This window comes from Companilactobacillus paralimentarius DSM 13238 = JCM 10415, assembly GCF_001434985.1.
Taxonomy (GTDB): Bacteria; Bacillota; Bacilli; order Lactobacillales; family Lactobacillaceae; genus Companilactobacillus; species Companilactobacillus paralimentarius.
In genome coordinates this window covers 61,226-80,376 of sequence record NZ_AZES01000026.1, presented here as the reverse complement: position 1 = coordinate 80,376, position 19,151 = coordinate 61,226, and the positions used below count along the sequence as shown (strand labels likewise).

At 35.3% G+C, this 19,151-nt stretch carries 20 protein-coding genes and 1 riboswitch; of the genes, 18 read left to right on the top strand and 2 right to left on the bottom strand.

Going from position 1 to position 19,151, the window contains the following annotated elements; all coding sequences use genetic code 11:
• The first annotated feature begins 125 nt into the window (after positions 1-125).
• The 16 genes from dnaX (at position 126) to FD33_RS03230 (ending at position 14,289) form a co-directional block, all read left to right on the top strand.
• Entirely contained in the window at positions 126-1,850 is a 1,725-nt protein-coding gene (gene dnaX / locus FD33_RS03305; RefSeq protein ID WP_025085115.1) for a DNA polymerase III subunit gamma/tau, read from the top strand.
• A 33-nt stretch (positions 1,851-1,883) separates the two neighbouring features.
• The gene (locus FD33_RS03300) at positions 1,884-2,192 is read left to right on the top strand and encodes a YbaB/EbfC family nucleoid-associated protein (RefSeq protein WP_025085114.1); all 309 of its coding nucleotides are present in this window, start codon (positions 1,884-1,886) and stop codon (positions 2,190-2,192) included.
• On the top strand, positions 2,192-2,791 hold the full coding sequence (gene recR, locus FD33_RS03295) for a recombination mediator RecR (protein WP_025085113.1): 600 nt from the start codon (positions 2,192-2,194) through the stop codon (positions 2,789-2,791). Before FD33_RS03300 ends, recR begins: the two co-directional genes overlap by 1 nt.
• Position 2,792: 1 nt before the next feature.
• The gene (locus FD33_RS03290; RefSeq protein ID WP_025085112.1) at positions 2,793-3,080 is read left to right on the top strand and encodes a YaaL family protein; all 288 of its coding nucleotides are present in this window, start codon (positions 2,793-2,795) and stop codon (positions 3,078-3,080) included.
• A 311-nt stretch (positions 3,081-3,391) separates the two neighbouring features.
• Complete coding sequence (gene tmk / locus FD33_RS03285) at positions 3,392-4,042, top strand: dTMP kinase (protein WP_025085111.1); 651 nt, start codon at positions 3,392-3,394, stop codon at positions 4,040-4,042.
• 2 nt (positions 4,043-4,044) lie between these two features.
• Entirely contained in the window at positions 4,045-4,371 is a 327-nt protein-coding gene (locus FD33_RS03280; protein ID WP_025085110.1) for a cyclic-di-AMP receptor, read from the top strand.
• 2 nt (positions 4,372-4,373) lie between these two features.
• Positions 4,374-5,327 carry a DNA polymerase III subunit delta' gene (locus FD33_RS03275; RefSeq protein ID WP_025085109.1) on the top strand — a complete coding sequence of 318 codons (954 nt, stop codon included), beginning with the start codon at positions 4,374-4,376 and terminating at the stop codon, positions 5,325-5,327.
• Between the two features lie 11 nt (positions 5,328-5,338).
• The gene (locus FD33_RS03270; RefSeq protein ID WP_025085108.1) at positions 5,339-5,701 is read left to right on the top strand and encodes a DNA replication initiation control protein YabA; all 363 of its coding nucleotides are present in this window, start codon (positions 5,339-5,341) and stop codon (positions 5,699-5,701) included.
• An 18-nt stretch (positions 5,702-5,719) separates the two neighbouring features.
• Positions 5,720-6,592: a 16S rRNA (cytidine(1402)-2'-O)-methyltransferase gene (gene rsmI, locus FD33_RS03265; RefSeq protein ID WP_025085107.1), complete on the top strand. Its 873-nt coding sequence runs from the start codon at positions 5,720-5,722 to the stop codon at positions 6,590-6,592.
• On the top strand, positions 6,592-7,335 hold the full coding sequence (locus FD33_RS03260; protein ID WP_025085106.1) for an acyl-[acyl-carrier-protein] thioesterase: 744 nt from the start codon (positions 6,592-6,594) through the stop codon (positions 7,333-7,335). The genes rsmI and FD33_RS03260 overlap by 1 nt, the downstream gene beginning before the upstream one ends.
• A gap of 479 nt (positions 7,336-7,814) precedes the next feature.
• Positions 7,815-7,911, top strand: a riboswitch (THF riboswitch).
• Between the two features lie 52 nt (positions 7,912-7,963).
• Positions 7,964-8,488, top strand: a complete 525-nt coding sequence (locus tag FD33_RS03255; RefSeq protein ID WP_056955754.1) for a folate family ECF transporter S component — start codon at positions 7,964-7,966, stop codon at positions 8,486-8,488.
• A 62-nt stretch (positions 8,489-8,550) separates the two neighbouring features.
• Positions 8,551-9,276 (top strand): tRNA (adenosine(37)-N6)-threonylcarbamoyltransferase complex dimerization subunit type 1 TsaB, encoded by a 726-nt coding sequence (gene tsaB, locus FD33_RS03250; RefSeq protein WP_025085105.1) that lies wholly within the window; start codon positions 8,551-8,553, stop codon positions 9,274-9,276.
• Complete coding sequence (rimI, locus tag FD33_RS03245; RefSeq protein ID WP_227005162.1) at positions 9,260-9,793, top strand: ribosomal protein S18-alanine N-acetyltransferase; 534 nt, start codon at positions 9,260-9,262, stop codon at positions 9,791-9,793. The genes tsaB and rimI overlap by 17 nt, the downstream gene beginning before the upstream one ends.
• Positions 9,794-9,804: 11 nt before the next feature.
• Positions 9,805-10,827: a tRNA (adenosine(37)-N6)-threonylcarbamoyltransferase complex transferase subunit TsaD gene (gene tsaD / locus FD33_RS03240; RefSeq protein WP_056955753.1), complete on the top strand. Its 1,023-nt coding sequence runs from the start codon at positions 9,805-9,807 to the stop codon at positions 10,825-10,827.
• Positions 10,828-10,959: 132 nt separating this feature from the next.
• On the top strand, positions 10,960-11,652 hold the full coding sequence (locus FD33_RS03235; RefSeq protein WP_025085103.1) for a hypothetical protein: 693 nt from the start codon (positions 10,960-10,962) through the stop codon (positions 11,650-11,652).
• Between the two features lie 192 nt (positions 11,653-11,844).
• Complete coding sequence (locus FD33_RS03230) at positions 11,845-14,289, top strand: L-type lectin family protein (protein ID WP_025085102.1); 2,445 nt, start codon at positions 11,845-11,847, stop codon at positions 14,287-14,289.
• A 53-nt stretch (positions 14,290-14,342) separates the two neighbouring features.
• Here FD33_RS03230 and FD33_RS03225 read toward each other — a convergent pair whose 3' ends face one another.
• Together FD33_RS03225 and FD33_RS03220 are read right to left on the bottom strand one after the other, a co-directional pair.
• Complete coding sequence (locus tag FD33_RS03225; RefSeq protein ID WP_056955755.1) at positions 14,343-15,194, bottom strand: DUF368 domain-containing protein; 852 nt, start codon at positions 15,192-15,194, stop codon at positions 14,343-14,345.
• Positions 15,195-15,355: 161 nt separating this feature from the next.
• Positions 15,356-17,266 carry an ABC-F family ATP-binding cassette domain-containing protein gene (locus FD33_RS03220; protein ID WP_056955752.1) on the bottom strand — a complete coding sequence of 637 codons (1,911 nt, stop codon included), beginning with the start codon at positions 17,264-17,266 and terminating at the stop codon, positions 15,356-15,358.
• Positions 17,267-17,402: 136 nt separating this feature from the next.
• Here FD33_RS03220 and FD33_RS03215 point away from each other — a divergent pair, with 136 nt between their 5' ends.
• Together FD33_RS03215 and manA are read left to right on the top strand one after the other, a co-directional pair.
• Positions 17,403-18,053 carry a redox-sensing transcriptional repressor Rex gene (locus tag FD33_RS03215; RefSeq protein ID WP_025085101.1) on the top strand — a complete coding sequence of 217 codons (651 nt, stop codon included), beginning with the start codon at positions 17,403-17,405 and terminating at the stop codon, positions 18,051-18,053.
• 19 nt (positions 18,054-18,072) lie between these two features.
• Positions 18,073-19,041, top strand: a complete 969-nt coding sequence (gene manA, locus FD33_RS03210) for a mannose-6-phosphate isomerase, class I (RefSeq protein WP_025085100.1) — start codon at positions 18,073-18,075, stop codon at positions 19,039-19,041.
• Positions 19,042-19,151: the final 110 nt, after the last annotated feature.

The window sequence follows — 19,151 nt, the reverse complement described above, 5'->3', positions numbered from 1 at the left end:
TTTTTATTTTGAGCTTTTATTGAAAGTGGCTAACTTGATTATAAAATTCGCCAATTTTTTACCAAGCAGTATTTGTCAAAAATCTTGTGGTAAAATTTATATATTAGATTTTTAAAGGAGATAAAATGGCATATCAAGCACTTTATCGAGTTTGGCGTCCCCAAACTTTTTCTGATGTAATCGGCCAAGATGTTATTACTCAGACACTACGCAATGCGGTTGCTAGTCAGATGACCAGTCATGCGTATTTGTTCAGTGGTCCACGTGGTACTGGTAAGACATCCTGTGCCAAAATTTTAGCCAAAGCGGTGAATTGTCTTAATCCACATGATGGCGAACCGTGCAATGAATGTGAAATTTGTAAAGCTGCAAATGAGAACCGTCTGAATGATGTAATTGAAATTGATGCGGCTTCTAACAACGGTGTTGAAGAGATCCGTGATATTAGAGACAAAGTAAAATACGCACCAACCGAAGCCAAGTTTAAAGTTTACATTATTGATGAAGTTCATATGCTTTCACAAGGTGCCTTCAATGCTTTATTGAAGACTTTGGAAGAACCACCAGCTAATGTCATGTTCATTTTGGCTACAACCGAACCACAAAAGATTCCTGCAACAATTATTTCTAGAACACAGAGTTTCAATTTCCGTCGTATTTCACGTCAGGATATTTTGAAACGAATGGAATTTATTTTAAATGATAAGAATATCAAATATGATGAAGAAGCTTTAAATATTATCGCTGCTTCCGCTGAGGGTGGAATGCGTGATGCTTTGAGTATTTTGGATCAGGCTTTGTCATATGGTGATGATGAATTAACCTTGAAGAATGCCCAAGAAGTAACGGGTGCTTTGAGTAATGAACAGATTGTTTCCTATATGACAGCTATTGCTGAAAATAATCCAGCTGAAGCTTTAACTAATCTGTATCAGATTTTAGCTAGTGGACGTTCAGCATTACGTTTTACGGAAATGATTATTCGTGTTTGTCGAAATCTGATTTTGTATAATTCGGATTCAGATTTATCTAGTAAAATGGATAAGTCAGTGATGACTGATGAGTTATTAGCTATTTCAGATAAGTTTGACAATTCACGCCTGTTTTATATAGTTGATCAAGTCAGTGCAACGCAAAAGAATTTGAAAAATTCGAATCAAACTGATATTTATATGGAAATCTTGACCGTTAAAATCAGTGAGCCAAAGATTGTTCAACAAAGTACAGCACCGGCAGCAACCAATGAAACTAGTGATAATCAGGTTGGCAGTGCTGAATTAGATAAGTTGAGAGATGAAGTTTCACATTTACAAAATGAAGTAAAGGATCTTTCAACTGGAACTGTGGTTAAAAAAACTGAGCCTAAGAAGACTCGGCGTCGAGCTAATACTAATGCTCGGTTAAATAAGACGGCTATCTATAAAGTTTTGGGTAGTGCCACTAAAAAAGATCTAATGGCTGCCAAAGAAATTTGGCCCGATTTAATGAGTATGCTTTCAATAACTCAACGTGCTATGATGAAGGTCGCCGAACCTGTGGCTGCGTCATCTGAAGGAGTTGTTGTAGCCTTTGATTATGAGATGTGGTTTGAACAGGCTCAAGATGATTCAGAATTTTTAAAAGAATTAGAGAACAATGTCAGTCGTCTGATGAAGAAGGATTCTCAAATTGTTTTAGTTCCTAAAGCTGACTGGCCAAAGATTCGTAAAGAATATATTGACAATAATATTGATTTAAACAATCAAGGCAATGTAGAATCAAAGCAAGAACCAAAAAAGAAAACTGATCCCACCGTTGATGAAGCTGTAAAATTGTTTGGTGACGATATAGTTGATATAAAAAATGACTAGGAGGAATTATTTATGAGTAAAGGTATGCCAAATATGGGTGGAATGGGTGGAAACATGGCTAACATTATGCGCCAAGCCCAAAAGATGCAAAAAGAAGTTCAAGCAACAACTGAAGAACTTAACAAAACAGAATATACAGGTAAGTCAGTTGATGATTTTGTCACAGTTAAGGTAACTGGTGATAAGAAAATTGCTGATATGACAATCAGTGAAAAGATTATTGATCCAGATGATCCAGACACTTTGCAAGATATGTTGATCGATGCTTTGAATAATGCCTTCGAAGCTGTTGATAATGATAAAGAAGCTAAATTAGGTAAATACACAAACGGGTTGATGTAATGAAATATCCAGAACCAATATCTAAATTAATTGATAGCTATATGATGCTACCAGGAATTGGTCGCAAAACTGCAACCAGAATGGCATTCTTTACACTTGGAATGGATAAAGACCAAGTACAAGAGTTTGCCGATAATTTAATTTCCGCAAAGACAGATTTAAAGAGTTGTAGAATTTGTGGAAATATTACTACTGAGGATATTTGTAATATATGTAGTGATAAGAGTCGTGATCAGTCAGTTATTTTAGTCGTTGAACAAGCTAAAGATATTATGTCTTTGGATGATATGAATGGTTATAACGGTCTGTATCACGTTCTAGGAGGGGTCTTATCGCCAGTCGATGGAGTTGGCCCAGAAGATTTGAATATTAAGTTGTTGCTGAATCGCTTAAAGACTAATCAGAATGTTAAAGAATTAATTATTGCAACTAATGCGACGCCAGAAGGAGAAGCAACTGCTCAATATTTAGCCAAATTAGTTAAGCCAGCAGGAATAAAAGTAACTAGATTAGCACATGGATTAGCTGTTGGATCTGATATTGAATATGCGGATGAAATGACTTTGAAGAGTGCGGTTCTAGGTCGCAGGGAGATTTAACATGTTTGGTAGAAAAAAGATATCTGTCCAAAAAATGGAAGATGATCGCCTCTTAGATAATATTCATCAGATTCAACAAAGAATCGGTAATACACAGAGAATGATGAATAATTCAGTTGATATCGATGATACGACAAGAATCAAGTTAAAACTCGATCAATTGAAGTATCAATTTTTGTATCTAGAAGCAAGAAGAAGAAAAGCTAAAGCTAAGGCTACGACAAATATTATTTTCGGAGATGAGGATACATTTTTGAAGCAACCTAGCCGTGCTGAAAAACACTGGTAATACAGATGGCATGCCGTCGTCCGCTTACTTAGTTTCAGTTAATTCGAAAATTAAAAAACAGTATCTATTTAGAATTCCGTTAGTGCGTATAAAATATACGTATGGAGTTTCTAAATAGATACTGTTATTTTTTTACTTTAAATAATAGAAAATTAGGTGATTAAATAGAATGGGATTCAGTCCAGACCAATCGAGTTTGTTGTGGAGAACGGTATATTTCAGTTGTCATTCTCTTAGAATAATATCTTAGGAAGTTTCATTTATTTCCAATTTCAAGTAAAATAGTAGTAATCATCTAGGAGAGATATTATATGCCAGGAATATTTATTTCGTTTGAAGGACCAGATGGAGCTGGTAAAACGACAGCTCTGAAAAAAATTATGCCACTGTTGCAGGCCAAAACTGATAAGGAAATTGTCTTATCAAGAGAGCCTGGTGGTAGTCAAATTTCTGAAAAAATCAGAAAAATCATTTTGGATATTCATGATGAAGAGATGGATGCCAGAACAGAAGCATTATTGTATGCAGCAGCTAGACGTCAACACTTAATTGATGTAATTTTACCAACCTTAGCTGAAGGTAAAATTATGTTGAGTGATAGATTTGTGGACAGTTCAATTGCTTATCAAGGCGGTGGACGCCAGATCGGTACTAAAGAGGTCGCTGATATTAATAACTTTGCGATTGAGGGACATTTGCCAGATTTAACAATTTACTTTGACGTGACTCCCGATGTAGGATTAGCTCGAATCAAAAAAGATCATGCTGGACAGATGGATCGTTTAGAAAAAGCTGCTATGAGTTTCCACGAACGTGTCTATGATTCTTACAAAGAAGTTGTTAGGGATAACATTGAACGTATCAAGACGGTTGATGCAGCTCAAGCACCTGATAAAGTAGTTCAGGATGCTGTTGAAATTATTGTGCAAAGATTTCCTAATATTTTTACTAAAGGAGAATAACTATGAAATTAATTTTAGCCATCATTCAAGATAAAGATAGTCAACAACTACAAGAAAAGCTTGTTAAAGGTGGTTTTAGAGCCACTCAATTACCATCTACTGGTGGTTTCTTGAAGGCTGGTAATTGTACCTTTATTATCGGTGTTGAAGAAGAGAAGGTTGATGAGGTCTTAGCAATCATTAAGAAGAATTGTCATACACGTTCTCAATACGTTACACCAACATTCTTAATGCCAGAAGCTGCTTCTAGTTTGGCTGAACCTATTGAGGTTCAAGTCGGCGGTGCTACTTGTTTCATCTTACCAGTTGATAAATTCGTGAGATTCTAGAAATGGAAAATTTACAAACTGAGCAGCCTAAAGTTGTTCAAGAATTTCAAAAAATTATTTCTTCCAATATGTTGTCGCACGCTTATTTGATTGACAGTGCTTCTTCCAAGGTTAGACAGCAAATGGCTATTTGGTTAGCCCAGAGTCAATTTTGCGAGAATCTTCAAAACGGCGCTCCTGATCAAACTTGCCAAAAATGTCGTACAATTGCCCTTGGGGATAATCCAGATGTTTTAGAGGTGGAAACCGAGAAGCAGAGTATCGGAGTCGATGATATTAAATTCTTTAAAAAAGAAGCTAATATGACGGCAACGCAAGGTAAAAGACGAATTTTGATCATCGATGAGGCTGAGAAGATGACCAATGCGGCCAGTAATAACTTGTTAAAAACGATTGAAGAACCAGAGGGTAATCTGATGATTATTTTACTGGCTGATTCTGCAAAACAACTTTTGCCAACAATTCAATCACGTGTCCAAATATTTCATTTATCGAATAAAAGTAATGAAGATGAAATTGAAAGTTTAATTAATGAAGGCTTTAAAAAAGAACAAGCCGAGGATGCCTTGAAAGTCACCGATATTAAATATTTGGAAAGTATTACAGCTGATAAATACCAATCACTATTGATTGCAATCACGAATTGGTTAAAAGAAATCAATAAACAAAAAATAAATAGTTTTATCGATATTCAGACTGATATCATGCCTTTAGTAGAGAATAAAAATCAGCAACATTTGGTTTTCGACATGTTGAATCAAATGTTTAGTGATATATTATCAATTAGGTACAATTTAGAAAAATCAACATTAACGACAGAAGATTTACTCTCAAATAAAGGAATCAAAAAAGTTGTAGGGATGTCTGATGACTTATTCACAGCTGAACAAATGTGGAAAAGTAATGTATCGTTTCAAGCAATTTTAGAAGATTTGTCATTAAAATTTGTGGATTAGTAGGTGAAATCATGGCAGAGAAAGATTTATATGATGAATTTGAAACAATCACAAATCAACTAAATGATATAAGTAAAAAAGTTTCTTTGCTAAAAGAGGAACTATCCGATACTTTGGAAAAGAACGAAGAGATTAAGTTGGAAAACCAAAATCTTCGCAAACATTTAGAAAAGGTTGGTTACGAGGAAAAGGATTTTAATGGTAACACGTTATCTGGTTCGCGATTGAATTTGGAAAAACTATATCGCAAGGGATTTCATGTTTGCCAACAATATTACGGTTCACACCGTGATAATGACGAAGAATGTCTTTTCTGCATGAACGTTTTATATGGAACTAACTGGAAAAAGAACAAAAAAGTTAAAAAGATTTAAGTAAGGGGAGCTATTTGAATGAAGGAACAAAAGAGTTTTGTTGATAATTCGAAGGGCTGCCTTTTTTTAGTGCCAACGCCCATTGGTAATTTAGAAGACATGACTTTTCGAGCTGTTAACACTTTGAAGGAAGCAGATCTAGTCGCAGCTGAGGATACACGTAATACTAAAAATTTATTAAATCATTTTGAAATACCAACAGAATTAATAAGTTTTCATGAACATAATACTGCTCAAAGGATTCCCGAATTAATTGAAAAAATGAATTCAGGTCTAAAAATCGCACAGGTTAGTGATGCTGGAGCTCCATCGATCAGTGATCCGGGTAAAGAGCTAGTTAAAGCTGCTATTAAGGAAGAAATTCCAGTAGTCCCACTACCAGGTGCTACGGCTTCAATAACGGCTCTAATAGCTTCTGGTATAGAACCACAGCCATTTTATTTCTTTGGCTTTTTACCTCGTAAGGGAAAAGAAAGAACAGAAGCTTTAGTGGATTTGGCTAATCGTAATGAAACAACAATTGTTTATGAATCGCCATATCGAGTGAAGAAGACGATTCAAGATTTAATTGCCAAGTTTGGTCCAGAGCGACAGATAACTTTGGCTCGTGAATTGACTAAGATTCACGAAGCTTTTTTACGTGGTAGTTTACAAGATGTCGCCCAATATTATGAAGAAAATGATCCTAAGGGTGAGTATGTTTTAATAATTGCAGGGAAACCAGCTGATCAAATGGAAACTAGTTCAGACGCTGATTTAGTGGCGGCAGTGGATAACTTGATAGACCACGGTAAGAAACCTAATAAGGCTATCAAAGAAGTAGCCGCTGGCAATGGTTTGAAGAAACAAACGGTGTATAACCTTTATCATGGAATTGGAGAGGAAGAATAGTGACAGACAGAGAAACATATTCAATGGAAGTAGAAGTACCATATTATTTTGTCAATTTTACAGGTGATATCCGTTTATCAGCCTTGATTGACATTATGCTACTAACTTCCGAAAAACAATTACACCAAGCTGATGCTGATAGTACAGAGATGGTTATGAACAATGGCTTAGGATGGGTAGTTGTTCAATATCATATGGATATCAATCAAATGCCACATTTAGGACAAAAATTAAAAGTTACTACACAAGCAACAAGTTATAATAAGTACTTTTTCTATCGTGATTTCTGGGTTGAAGATATGGACGGTAATGTTATGGTCAAAGCCCAAAGTGCTTTTGTTTTGATTGATATTAAGGAGCGTAAAATCGTCAGTGCTGCAGATCGTTTGGAAAATAAATTTGGGGCTGAAGAGGTTAATCGAATTCAGAGATTTGCTCGTTTACGTGTACCCGAAGATTATGATTTCAAACAACCACAACATATCGGTTACTACAATATCGATGTTAATAAACATGTTAATAACTCTTACTATTTTGACTGGATGGTAGATACATTAGATACGGATTATATTGCCAGTCATCATTTGAAGAGTATGGACATTAAGTATGAAAAAGAACTTAATTTGGAAAGTGAACCATTGTCATTTGCTAAGGTAGATTCAGAAAACCACACATCAACTCATTGGATAAAGAATGGCGATACATTGAATGTTATTGCTCAATTGGGATGGGAAGATAAATAGGGATAGTGGTTCTTTAGTTTAGTTATCATTTGATGCCATCCTCCACAAGGATTAGATAGTGTTCTGATTTTTTATTTTGCGGATTTTAATATCGACGAGAAAATGATTTTTATTATATAGTTCCGTTAATTAAAAACAGTATTTATTTAGAATTTTACAGTCGTGTGGAATTTTGAATAGATACTGTTTATTTTTGCCTAAAAATTTAGAAAGAAAAATACAAAATAGAATTACTATTCAGCCCGGAGTAACAAGTGCTATTGGTCTCAGCCGTGAAATTATACTTAGCGATTTGTCGCTTAGTATAAGACCTGTATTTGAGACAATTGTGAACTTCAATTGGCTCAAATCAGCGTCCACAGCGTTCCAGAGCAATAGTGCTTGTTGCGGAGGGCGACATCCTTAGCAAAACCTTATCCAAAAACCAATTACTTGTATAGTTATTTTATTGTGCTACCATATTTAAGTATTCAAAAATATTTGGGGTAGGATTCAAGGCGTTAAGTGCTGATGGAACGGAATGTGAACATCGGACGAAGATAGTTTTCTCGCGATCTTGTTTCCGCATTCGCCACTTTATATATGTCTCTTTTATATTCTGTGGCAGCTCCGTTGGGAGATGTCGATTATGAACAGTAGAACGAAAGTCGTTAGTGTTCAAGGAATTACGTGGATGGCTTTGCTAATAGCATTGCAAATGGTATTGTCAAAGTTGTCGATTGGTAGCAACATGTTACAGGTAGGCTTTAGCTTCATTGCCGTTGGATTATTGGGATATTACTTTGGTCCTGTGAAGGCTGGAATTGCCAATGTTCTAGCAGATATTATCAGTCATACAATTATGGCGACGGGAGGCAGTTTCTTTTGGGGTTTTACTTTAACCGCCCTAGTATCTGGAGTGATTTATGGATATATGTTGTACAATCATAAAGTTACGATCCTGAGAACATTTATTACAGTTTTGTTAATTACAGTGATTGTAAATACAGGGCTTAATACTTTGTGGATTCACATGATGACTAATATACCTTATGTTACATTGTTAATACCGAGACTTGCGAAAGAGGCATTTAGTCTGGTTTATCAAACTGGACTTCTCTTCATCGTATTAAGATGGATAGATAATTCAAAATTTAATAGAATCGGCCGATAGGTCGATTTTTTTTTGTTTAAAATTATGTGTTAAAATAATTCTATTAAGAATGAGGGATAATTATGAAAATATTAGCGTTTGACACATCGAATAAACCGTTATCTGTTGCCGTAGTAGTAGATGGCAAGGTTTTGGCGCATATAGAGTCAACTGAAAAGAAGACACATAGTGTTTCTTTGCTACCTGATATTCAAGATGGTTTGCAAGAAGCAGGACTTACAGTGAATGATATTGATCTAATTGCTGTTGCCAAAGGTCCAGGTTCTTACACAGGTGTAAGAATTGCTGTGACAGTAGCTAAGACATTAGCTGACACTTTGAACAAAAAATTAGTGGGAGTTTCTAGTTTGAAACTCTTGGCTGCAAATGGTGACAAAAAGCATCTTTTAGTTCCTCTAATGGATGCCAGAAATGATAATGCTTTTGCTGGTGTTTATGTAACAAATCGTGATGGCAGATTATTAACTGTTATTGCAGATCATCACACTTCAATGGCCAATCTATTTGAAACATTAAAACAATATGAACCTAATGAATTAGAGTTTATTAACGCTACGCCTAGGTTACAAGAATTAATCCAAAAACAATTTCCTGAAGCAACAATAATTATGAGTGAAAATTCATTGCCGGCTGCTGGTAAATTGGCTAAAATTGCAGAGACAACCAAACCTGTTAAGGATATTGATAACTTTATCCCGACCTACTTGCGTTTAACTCAGGCGGAACACGATTGGTACGCTAAAGGTAATAAGGAAGACAAAAATGTTTCCTATGTTGAAGAAATTTAAAAATATCTTATCTGGTAATAAGAAGGAAAAATTTGATTTTGAAAAACAATTAGTGACAATCGACGGACAGGAATTTACCCTACGAAAGGCAATTCCAGATGATTCGATTGAATATATGCGAATTCAAGAAACAATTTATCCAATTCCGGTACCATGGCCAATTGATATCGTGGAAATGGAAATTGGCAATAAGAATGCGCTCTATTTGTCATTGGTTAATGAGACCGGTGTTGTAGCTTTTATTGGCATTTCATTAAGTGACAAATCAGAGTCGCATATTACTAATTTAGCAGTTAACAGTGATTATCAGAACTTAGGTGTTGGACATTTATTGTTAAATCAGGCTTTTGATTATTGTCGCAAACGTGGTTTTGAGAAAATGTCATTAGAGGTCGATGTAACTAATGATGCTGCGATTGCCTTATATGAAGCCTTTGGTTTTAAGGTGAAAACAGTGCATAAAAAGTATTATTTTAGAAATCATCACGATGCTTTAGAAATGATGGTTGATTTGTAGGGGAGAACATTGTGGAAAAAGATACGTTAATAATGTCATTTGAAAGTAGTTGTGATGAAACTTCCGTCGCTATTATTAAGAATGGTAAAGAAATTTTATCAAATATTATTGCAACACAAATAAAGAGTCACCAGCGTTTCGGTGGAGTAGTGCCAGAAGTTGCTAGTCGTCATCATGTCGAAGAAGTAACTCGTTGTATCAATATGGCTTTGGATGAAGCTAAAGTTGGTTATAGTGATCTTGATGCTGTGGCTGTGACTTATGGTCCCGGTTTAGTCGGTTCATTGTTGATCGGAATCATGGCCGCTAAAACAGTGGCATTTGCACACAATTTACCTTTGATTAAAGTTAATCATTTAGCCGGACATATTTATTCAGCTAACTTTGTGACTGATTTACAATATCCATTTATGTCCTTGTTAGTTTCTGGTGGACATACGGAGATTGTTTTAGTTACAGCTCCTGGAGTTTTCCACACCCTTGGCGATACGAGGGATGATGCTGTTGGTGAAGCTTATGATAAAATCGGCCGTATTTTGGGAATTAACTATCCAGCTGGTAAAAAAGTTGATCAAATGGCTGCTAAGGGTAAGGATACTTTCAATTTTCCAAGAGCAATGGTACAAGAAGATAATTTGGACTTCAGTTTCAGTGGATTGAAGAGTGCCTTTATCAATCGTGTTCATCATGCTGATCAAGTTCATGAACAGTTGAATAAAGATGATTTAGCTGCTAGTTTCCAAGGAGCCGTATTGGATATTTTGAGCAACAAGACATTTAGGGCATTGAAGCAACATCCCGTTAAGCAATTGATTGTTGGTGGAGGTGTCTCCGCAAACCAGGGTCTACGTAAACGTTTGGCTGAAGAAATCGAAAAACGTCATATGGATATGGAATTAGTTTTCCCACCATTAAGACTTTGTGGTGACAATGCTGCCATGATCGGTGCGATGGCTCAGATTCAATATGATAAAGGTGATTTTGCTAAATTAGATTTGAATGCTGATCCTAGTTTAGATTTTGATATGGAATAAAATGATACCTCTAAGTTGAATTTCAACTATTAGAGGTTTTTTTATATACAAATTGCAAATAATACTAATTATTTCTAAAAAAGGATTAATAAATTTAGAAAATTGTGGTAAAAAAGATGAGAGGTGTAATTGATGGAAAATAGAACGGTTATTTCATACGTGCTGTTGAAGTATGATAAGAGGACAGATGGGATTTATACGAAGGCTACTAACAATGGTACTTTTGAAATTCCCAGTTTTGAATTTGATCCAGCTGAGAATGAAACTTCTACTGATTTAAAAATGCATATTATTGAGAGATTGAAGATGCTCGATGCAGGAATCGATATTGACCATCTGTTTATTCCATTTACCAATTTATCTGTTTCTTCGGACTATAAGATCTACAATTATTTAGTGTTAGTCTTTGAATCAGACCATGATGTGTTTGCTACAATGGAAGATGAGTCTTGGTATCGCGTTAAATATGATCTTGAAAGTAAGGTCTGGGATCTATCGTGGCAAAGTGGCATGGAACATGTCAGTGATTTTCAAATTAAGGATAGAGCATTGAATCAATATGCAGTTAATAATTCAATGACTGATGAGATTGATTTTTGCAATATTATGCATTTTGTAGCCCAGGAGACGCAACAATTTCCTATCTTAGGATTGATGTCGGGAACTGAGTTTACTCAAAAAGAAGTATTGCATTATCAAAAACTGTTGGGTTTTAAAAATAATGGGCTGAAAACAGCCTTGGCCTTTGAGAGCAAATACTCGGATGCAATTAGAGCTATCGATGAAACTTCTTATAAAATAAAGAATAAGTATTTACAAAAATAAAAATAAGTTATCAATTCAAAATTAATTGGATTGATAACTTATTTTTTACTTTAATCTGATTTTTTTATGCTTTTTAATAAAAATTAAAATCCGATAATAAAATTTGCCAAATATGATATATAAAAAGTGATATAACCTTATATAATATTTATAAAATATAAGATGTCGATGTTTGACAAGGAGGTTGATCTTATGAAGAAACGTATAGGATTTCTTTATTTGATTATATTTCTTTTGCCGTTCATTCAATTGTTTAAGCCTACCATGGTCCAAGCTTATTCAGTTCCAGATAGAACTAGTGTATATGAGCATGCACCTAAAGGTATGAAGCTAAATGATTTCGTTACGGCTCCAGAATACTATACGAATACAAAAACTAACGATACCACAGCTTTTAAAAGTTCTAGTAAAATAATTCGTGCGGGTGATTCTAATAATGATTCAACTGACATTATTCAATTGTTAGATGGGTCAAGTACGCAGAAAAAGCAAATTGGTTCTTTTTGGGGAACTGTTAAAGATAGTAATGGTAATAAAACTTATAACTATTTTGATTTGAGTAAACCACAAGAAATTTCGGTTTGGTTCTATGGAGGAAGCAAGGTCGATGGTTATGATGGTTTTGCTTTTGTGCTTCAAAATGATGATTTAGGTGACCAAGCAATTTCTCGTAGTAATGGTGTTCCAACTGCGGGTGAGACCTTGGGTGTTTGGGGTGGTGGAACTCCAGATAACAAAACTACTACAACAAAACTTTCTGGTGCTTCTGACGGAATTCAAAAAAGTGTAGCCATTGAATTTGATCATTATGTGAACAAAACAGCAGGATCATTTTCAAATTCTGTTAATGATTATCTAGACTATGACAAATTTTCAATGTCTAATCCTGGTAATATTGTTATGAATCAATTGAAAACTGGTCATATTGCTTGGAATTATCCAGGTGATACCGCTACTTATATGGAGAATAGTTATAGTCTTATTCTAAACAATTATTTCTACAACATAACACATCGTGGACCAGTGCAGAATAATTCTTATTTCACAGGTTATGATGGCCTTGAAGTCGCTAACTCAGAAACACAAGATCCACGTAATGGTTGGCGTCATCTTAAAATCACTTATACACCACCTACAACGGGAACTACAGCTCGTTTATCATATTTGATTAATGATAAGTTTCCTGATGGTACTGACAAAATGCAAACAGCTCAGGATAGTAAAACTTTCAGTATCGATATTTCTAAATTGATAGGCACTAGTGATGATAAGAAGGTTCGTTGGGGATTTACTGCTTCAACAGGTTCTCCAGAGTCATCAATTGATGACTTGGATATGGTTATTGAAAAAATGCCTTCGATTGTTGATATGAAGGGAACTTCACAGATAACTGATGTCACAAAAAATAGTAGTAAGACTTTAGGCAGCACTAAAGAATTATCAACTAGTGATGGTGATGAAATTAAATTAGAACAGAAATTGGCCTATAGTGGTGGTATTTCTGAGTCAGGTGAAATCAAAGCTACAGTTGGATTGCCAGAGAATGTTGAATACAATGGTGATGCAAATGGTGTCATTGGTAAAATGACCTATCAAGATGAAGATGGCACTACTAAAACGCAAGAAATTAATAAGTCCGATTTAAAGGATGTCACGATAACGATTCCAGGTAAGTATGAGACTGATCCACCAAGTTATAAGACTGTAAAAGGATTTGATGTGACGATTCCATCAATGAATGCAATTGGAGATAATTCTAATATTGAAGTTTATGGAACTGTTAAGGGACCAGAAAGTTCCACGCCAATAACAACTAGTGTGTCAGGAGTCAATACTAGTTATCAGGCCGATAATTATACTGGTGATACGATGAGTCCTGATTTTGTAATTGATAATGAAGTTTTACATATTGAGAATACTAATTCATTGTCACAGGAATTAAATTTGGGTGATGAAGCTCATTTTCAAGGTAATATTTCTTATTTGAAAGGGTCAACTTTTGATGGCGAAGAGCTACTAAGTAATTTGGAAGTTTATGACCAAGATGGCAACAAACTTTCTGGTGTACAAAAGGGTGACATTCAAGTTGATAAGGGTGTTAAGACAGGAACTTATGACATTCCTTATACGTTAAATGGTTTGGAAGCTGATAAGACTTATACATTCAAGTTGAAATTATCAGATTCCAAGGATCGTATTTCTAACACTTTGGAATATAAAGTTAAGATTAAGCCAAAAAAGAATTTACAATTAGAAGTTGATAATTATCGTTTTCAAACAATTAATGCTGGTTCCAAGATAGGTGAATACGTCAAACGTTCGGGGAATTGGGATATTGATGTAAATAGCACGGGAACTAAATGGAAATTATCAGCCCAATCAACAGGTCTGTTTAATAAAGAAGATAGTAGCTATTCTGAACCACTGTACTTCATTGATAAGGATTTGAATGCAAAATCTTTGAATGATGATACATTAATTGCCCAACAGGATACTGTTAATAGTGGTGAAAGCCAAAATACGGACGTTACAGACGCTTGGAGTGAAGAGGACGGTATTCTATTGAAGAATGAATTTCCTAACCTTGCAGGCGATTATACGGGCAAAATTGAATGGACACTGAGTGAAACAATATAAAAAATACTGCCGATAGATTTTAAAAGTCTATTGGCAGTATTTTTTTCGTAATTTTATTTGTAACGTTCTTCTAAACTACTCATCCAGAGTGCTAATACGCAACCGATAACGAAGAAAACCAAACTTAAGATAATATCAGGGCCAGTTGTGCCAATATAAGAAATACCATCATTTGTATATGGATTAGGAATCAGAATCAGAACCGTACTGGCTAGGACGATACCCAAAATGAAGTGATAAACCCTTGAATGGTGTTGCTGAATCAATTTTTCCATAGCTTTGGAGAATGTCAGTAATGAGATTACACCACCGATGGCAATGGGAATAAAGACTAGTGGATCAAAAGTTTTAAAACCTTTTAGCATTGGTGTATAGAGTCCTAAAATAATCAATAAATTTGAAGGACTTAATCCGGGTACCAAGACTCCCAGTGCAATTAAGATACCTGCGATAACGAAACCGAAGAAGTTGGCGGGAATAGTTCCGAATATTTCACTCATGAAGAAGAGGAAAACTCCTCCACCGACAAAACTGGCTAAGAACCAAGTAAGGTCATATTTATCTCGAGATGTTTGGGATGTCGACTCTTTAAACAAGGTCGGTAGAGTTCCGATAATTGTTCCGGCAAACCCCCAAAGGACGATCACTTGGTAATTTTGCAAAAGATAATCAAGAGGTTTAGACAAAATACCGATTCCGACAATACCACCAATTCCGATGGGTAAGAAGTAGAGGAAGTCGCGTTTAAAATTCTGACGAATGTGGGCCATAAAACTCAACATTCGTTCGTAGATCCCCATGATAGCGGCTAAAACACCACCGGAAACTCCTGGTAAAATGAAGCCTAAAGCGATAATGACACCCTTAAAGAATCTGATTAAGAAATTTTCTTGTTTTATTGTTATGCTCCTTTGGAAATATTCTTTATGAATTAAGTTATCAAATTTAAAGAATGTGGGCAACAAAAATGTTGAAACCAGTTTTTTATCCAAAAAAACCAGTGTGGCGATCATATTTGATGATCACTGCACTGGTCTAAGAGTTGGACAATGTTTTGTTTTACTTTCTAGTCGGTAAAGTCTTCTAGTTCAATAGATTTTTCAGTCCATTCTTCTTCAACTTTGTCCTGTTGTTGTTTATTTTCGTCGAGTTCCTTTTGAAGATCGGCTAACTTGCTATAAGAAGTCAGATTTTCATCTTTAGTCATTTCTTTTTGAATAGCGGTATTTTTATCTTCCAGTTCAGCAATCTGTTTCTCTAAGTCTTCAACTTGACGACGTAATTTACGTTCTTGTTTTTGTTGTTCCTTGGACTGTTGATACTGAACTTTCTTTTCACTGACATTAGCAGTTGTTTGTGTTTCTTCAGTTGGATGATCAGTTGTTTTTTCCACGTAATAATCGTAGTCACCAAGATAAATCTTGCTACCGTGTTCACCAATATCAACGATACGATCAGCTAAAGTATTCAAAAGGTAACGATCATGGGAAACGAAAAGAACAGTTCCTTCAAAATTCTTCAAGGCATCTTCAAGAACTTCCTTGCTGTCAATATCCAAGTGGTTAGTAGGTTCGTCCATGATTAAGAAATTATCGTGTTCCATAGCTAGTTTCGTCAGAGTTAATCGAGCCTTTTCACCACCAGATAGACCGGCAACAGGTTTGAGTACATCGTCACCACTGAAGAGAAAGGCTCCCAACATATTACGAATTACTTGCTCGTCTAAGCGAGGGTAGATATCCCAGATTTCATGGAGAACATCTTTTTTAGGATCAAGATTTTTCAAATTCTGGTCATAGTAACCAACTTCAACATTAGCACCAAACTGAGTTGTTCCCTTGATCATTGGAATTTGTCCCAAGATAGATTTTAGAAAAGTTGATTTACCGATACCGTTAGGTCCAATGATACCGACACGTTCTCCTTTCTTGACATCTAAATTGATTGGTTCGGACATGATGTGATTCTCATAACCGATAGCGGCATCTTTGACTAGCAATACGTCGTTTCCACTTTCTTTATCAATTTGAAATTTAAAGTGAACGGAACCTTGGTCACTATCAGGACGATCTAAGATATCCATGTGTTCAAGTTTTTTACGACGACTTTGGGCCATCTTAGTGGTAGAAGCACGGACAATATTCTTTTGAATGTATTCTTCGGTCTTTTTGATTTCAGCCTGTTGTTCTTCATAATGTTTCCAAGCTACTTCTTGATTCTTTTTCTTTTCTTGCAAGTAGAAAGTATAGTTACCAGAGTAGTGTGTTGAAGAGTGATGGTTGATCTCAACAATTTCAGTAACAACTTTGTCTAAAAAGTATTGATCATGGGATACGATGACTAGCGCCCCACGATAATTTTTGAGATAACCTTCAAGCCATTCCACTGTATTGATGTCCAAATGGTTTGTTGGTTCATCCAAAAGTAAAATATCATGATGTTCCAATAGCATTTTAGCCATAGCTAAACGTGAACGCTCACCACCAGAAAGGGTTGATATTTGAGCTTGCCAAACATCTTCATCAAATCCAAATCCCTTGAGGACACTACGGATTTCTGATTGATAGCCGTAACCATTTTCTTGACGGAATGTATTTTGTAATTGATCGTATTGTTTCAAGATGTTGTCGTAGTCTTGAATATTGGGGTCAGCAAGTTTTTCTTCTAAGACATGCATCTTTTTTTCTTGTTCTTTTAGATAGTCAAAAACATGTTCCATCTCGTCAAAAATTTTATTTTCACTATTTAAACCGGAATCCTGAGCAAGGTAACCGATATTTGTATCCTTTTTTAGAGCAATATTTCCACTATTATAACTTTCCTGATCGGAAATAATTTTGAGCATAGTTGATTTGCCGACACCATTTCGGCCGACTAGACCAATCCTGCTATTATCCTGTACTTCAAAGCTGACATTAGAGAACAGCTTCTTAGTACCAAAATTTTTTGTAATGTTTTGTGCTTGTAATAAAATCAATTTCAAACTCCTTTATGTATTCACAATTTTAGCATTATTTAATAAATTATGTCTTTATAGGTTTAACGTGTTGCGTTTTTGTTGATTTTTATTTACTATAAATGTTAGTGAAATGACACACATATGGTGGTAAATTATGACAAAAACAACAGTTCCAAACGCAACAATAAAGCGTTTACCAATTTATTATCGGTATTTTCAATTTTTAAAAGATGAAGGTACAAAAAAGATCTCTTCTGGAGAATTATCAGAAGGGGTCAAGATAGATAGTGCTACAATAAGACGTGACTTCTCATATCTAGGAGCACTTGGAAAACGCGGTTATGGCTACGATGTAAACGATTTAGTAGCTTTCTTTAAAAAACTCTTAAATCAAGACAAGCGTACTAACGTAGCTTTAGTCGGTGTAGGTAATTTAGGTAACGCCTTACTAAATTATAACTTTTCTCGGACTAATAATGTTCGAATTGCGGCAGCTTTTGATATTAATAAGGAAATTGTCGGTACAGTTAAGAGTGGCGTTCCTGTTTATGATATATCTGAATTGAAGGAACAGCTTCATTTGCAACAAATTGATGTCTGTATCTTGACAGTTTCTTCAAATGCAGCTCAAACAACAGCTGATTTATTGTCTGATGCTGGAGTTAGAGGAATTCTAAACTTTACACCGGTAATTATCAACGTTCCAAGTAGTATCCGCGTTCATTATGTTGATTTGGCTAATGAATTGCAGACTTTGATTTTCTTCTTAGATCGTGATAAGTCAATGAAGGAAGAGCAAGAATAATTTTTTGGGGGAAAGTATTATGAGTGAACCATTGTTCTTAAAGCCTGTATTCCACGAAAAAATTTGGGGTGGAAGAAAGCTAGAAACTAAATTTGGTTACAATATTCCAGATGGCACTATTGGTGAATGCTGGGCTATTTCAGGTCATCCACATGGTAGATCACAAGTTGAAAATGGCGAATTTGCTGGTCAATATGTTGATGATCTTTGGAAAAATCACGGTGAACTATTTGGCAATCCTAAGGGAAAAGTTTTCCCACTTTTAACAAAGATTTTGGATGCTGAAGCTAGCCTATCTGTTCAAGTTCACCCTGATAACGAATATGCAGCAGAGCATGAGCATGAATTAGGTAAGACAGAATGCTGGTACATTATTGATGCGGAACCAGGTTCATACTTGATCTATGGTCACAATGCTAAAAATAAAGCTGAACTTGATAAGATGATTGAATCAGGTGACTGGGATCATCTATTGAGAAAAGTTCCAGTTAAAACTGGTGACTTCTACTACGTACCAAGTGGTACTGTTCACGCCTTGAACAAGGGTATTATGGCTCTAGAGACACAACAAAGTAGTGATACAACATATCGTTTGTATGACTACGACCGTGTTGAGAAGTCTACAGGTAAGAAGCGTGACCTTCACATCAAGCAGTCAGAGGATACAATTACAGTTCCTCATAAAGACCCACAATTAAACATTGAATCAAAAGAAGAGGGTAAGAACAAGTTTACAACATTTGTTCAACCACCTGTATCACCATTCTTCTCAGTTTATCACTGGGAAATTAAAGAACCAGTCGAATTACATCATCAAATCGGTAAGTATACTTTGATTTCTGTAATTAATGGTCAAGGTAAGATTACTGTTGATGGAAAAGACTATGATTTGAGCAAGGGTATTCATTTAATTGTTCCAGCAACTGTTGATTCATGGACACTTTCTGGCGATTTGGATATTATTGCTTCAGAATCAGGCGAAGATTAGATAAATATTAAATAACGTAAAAAAATGCAGAATATCGATTTGAAAAAACCGTATGTTCTGTTTTTTTTATTGGCTGAATTAAGCAAAAATAGAACTATTTTGTGGTTTGT

Bases quoted from the DNA above. Each gene is read 5' to 3' on its own strand.
- rsmI (WP_025085107.1), top strand. From the start codon at position 5,720: ATGAAGGAACAAAAGAGTTTTGTTGATAATTCGAAGGGCTGCCTTTTT.
- dnaX (WP_025085115.1), top strand. From the start codon at position 126: ATGGCATATCAAGCACTTTATCGAGTTTGGCGTCCCCAAACTTTTTCT.
- FD33_RS03255 (WP_056955754.1), top strand. From the start codon at position 7,964: ATGAACAGTAGAACGAAAGTCGTTAGTGTTCAAGGAATTACGTGGATG.
- recR (WP_025085113.1), top strand. From the start codon at position 2,192: ATGAAATATCCAGAACCAATATCTAAATTAATTGATAGCTATATGATG.
- FD33_RS03275 (WP_025085109.1), top strand. From the start codon at position 4,374: ATGGAAAATTTACAAACTGAGCAGCCTAAAGTTGTTCAAGAATTTCAA.
- FD33_RS03230 (WP_025085102.1), top strand. From the start codon at position 11,845: ATGAAGAAACGTATAGGATTTCTTTATTTGATTATATTTCTTTTGCCG.
- rimI (WP_227005162.1), top strand. From the start codon at position 9,260: ATGTTGAAGAAATTTAAAAATATCTTATCTGGTAATAAGAAGGAAAAA.
- FD33_RS03290 (WP_025085112.1), top strand. From the start codon at position 2,793: ATGTTTGGTAGAAAAAAGATATCTGTCCAAAAAATGGAAGATGATCGC.
- tmk (WP_025085111.1), top strand. From the start codon at position 3,392: ATGCCAGGAATATTTATTTCGTTTGAAGGACCAGATGGAGCTGGTAAA.
- FD33_RS03235 (WP_025085103.1), top strand. From the start codon at position 10,960: ATGGAAAATAGAACGGTTATTTCATACGTGCTGTTGAAGTATGATAAG.
- FD33_RS03280 (WP_025085110.1), top strand. From the start codon at position 4,045: ATGAAATTAATTTTAGCCATCATTCAAGATAAAGATAGTCAACAACTA.
- FD33_RS03270 (WP_025085108.1), top strand. From the start codon at position 5,339: ATGGCAGAGAAAGATTTATATGATGAATTTGAAACAATCACAAATCAA.
- tsaB (WP_025085105.1), top strand. From the start codon at position 8,551: ATGAAAATATTAGCGTTTGACACATCGAATAAACCGTTATCTGTTGCC.
- manA (WP_025085100.1), top strand. From the start codon at position 18,073: ATGAGTGAACCATTGTTCTTAAAGCCTGTATTCCACGAAAAAATTTGG.
- FD33_RS03215 (WP_025085101.1), top strand. From the start codon at position 17,403: ATGACAAAAACAACAGTTCCAAACGCAACAATAAAGCGTTTACCAATT.
- FD33_RS03300 (WP_025085114.1), top strand. From the start codon at position 1,884: ATGGGTGGAATGGGTGGAAACATGGCTAACATTATGCGCCAAGCCCAA.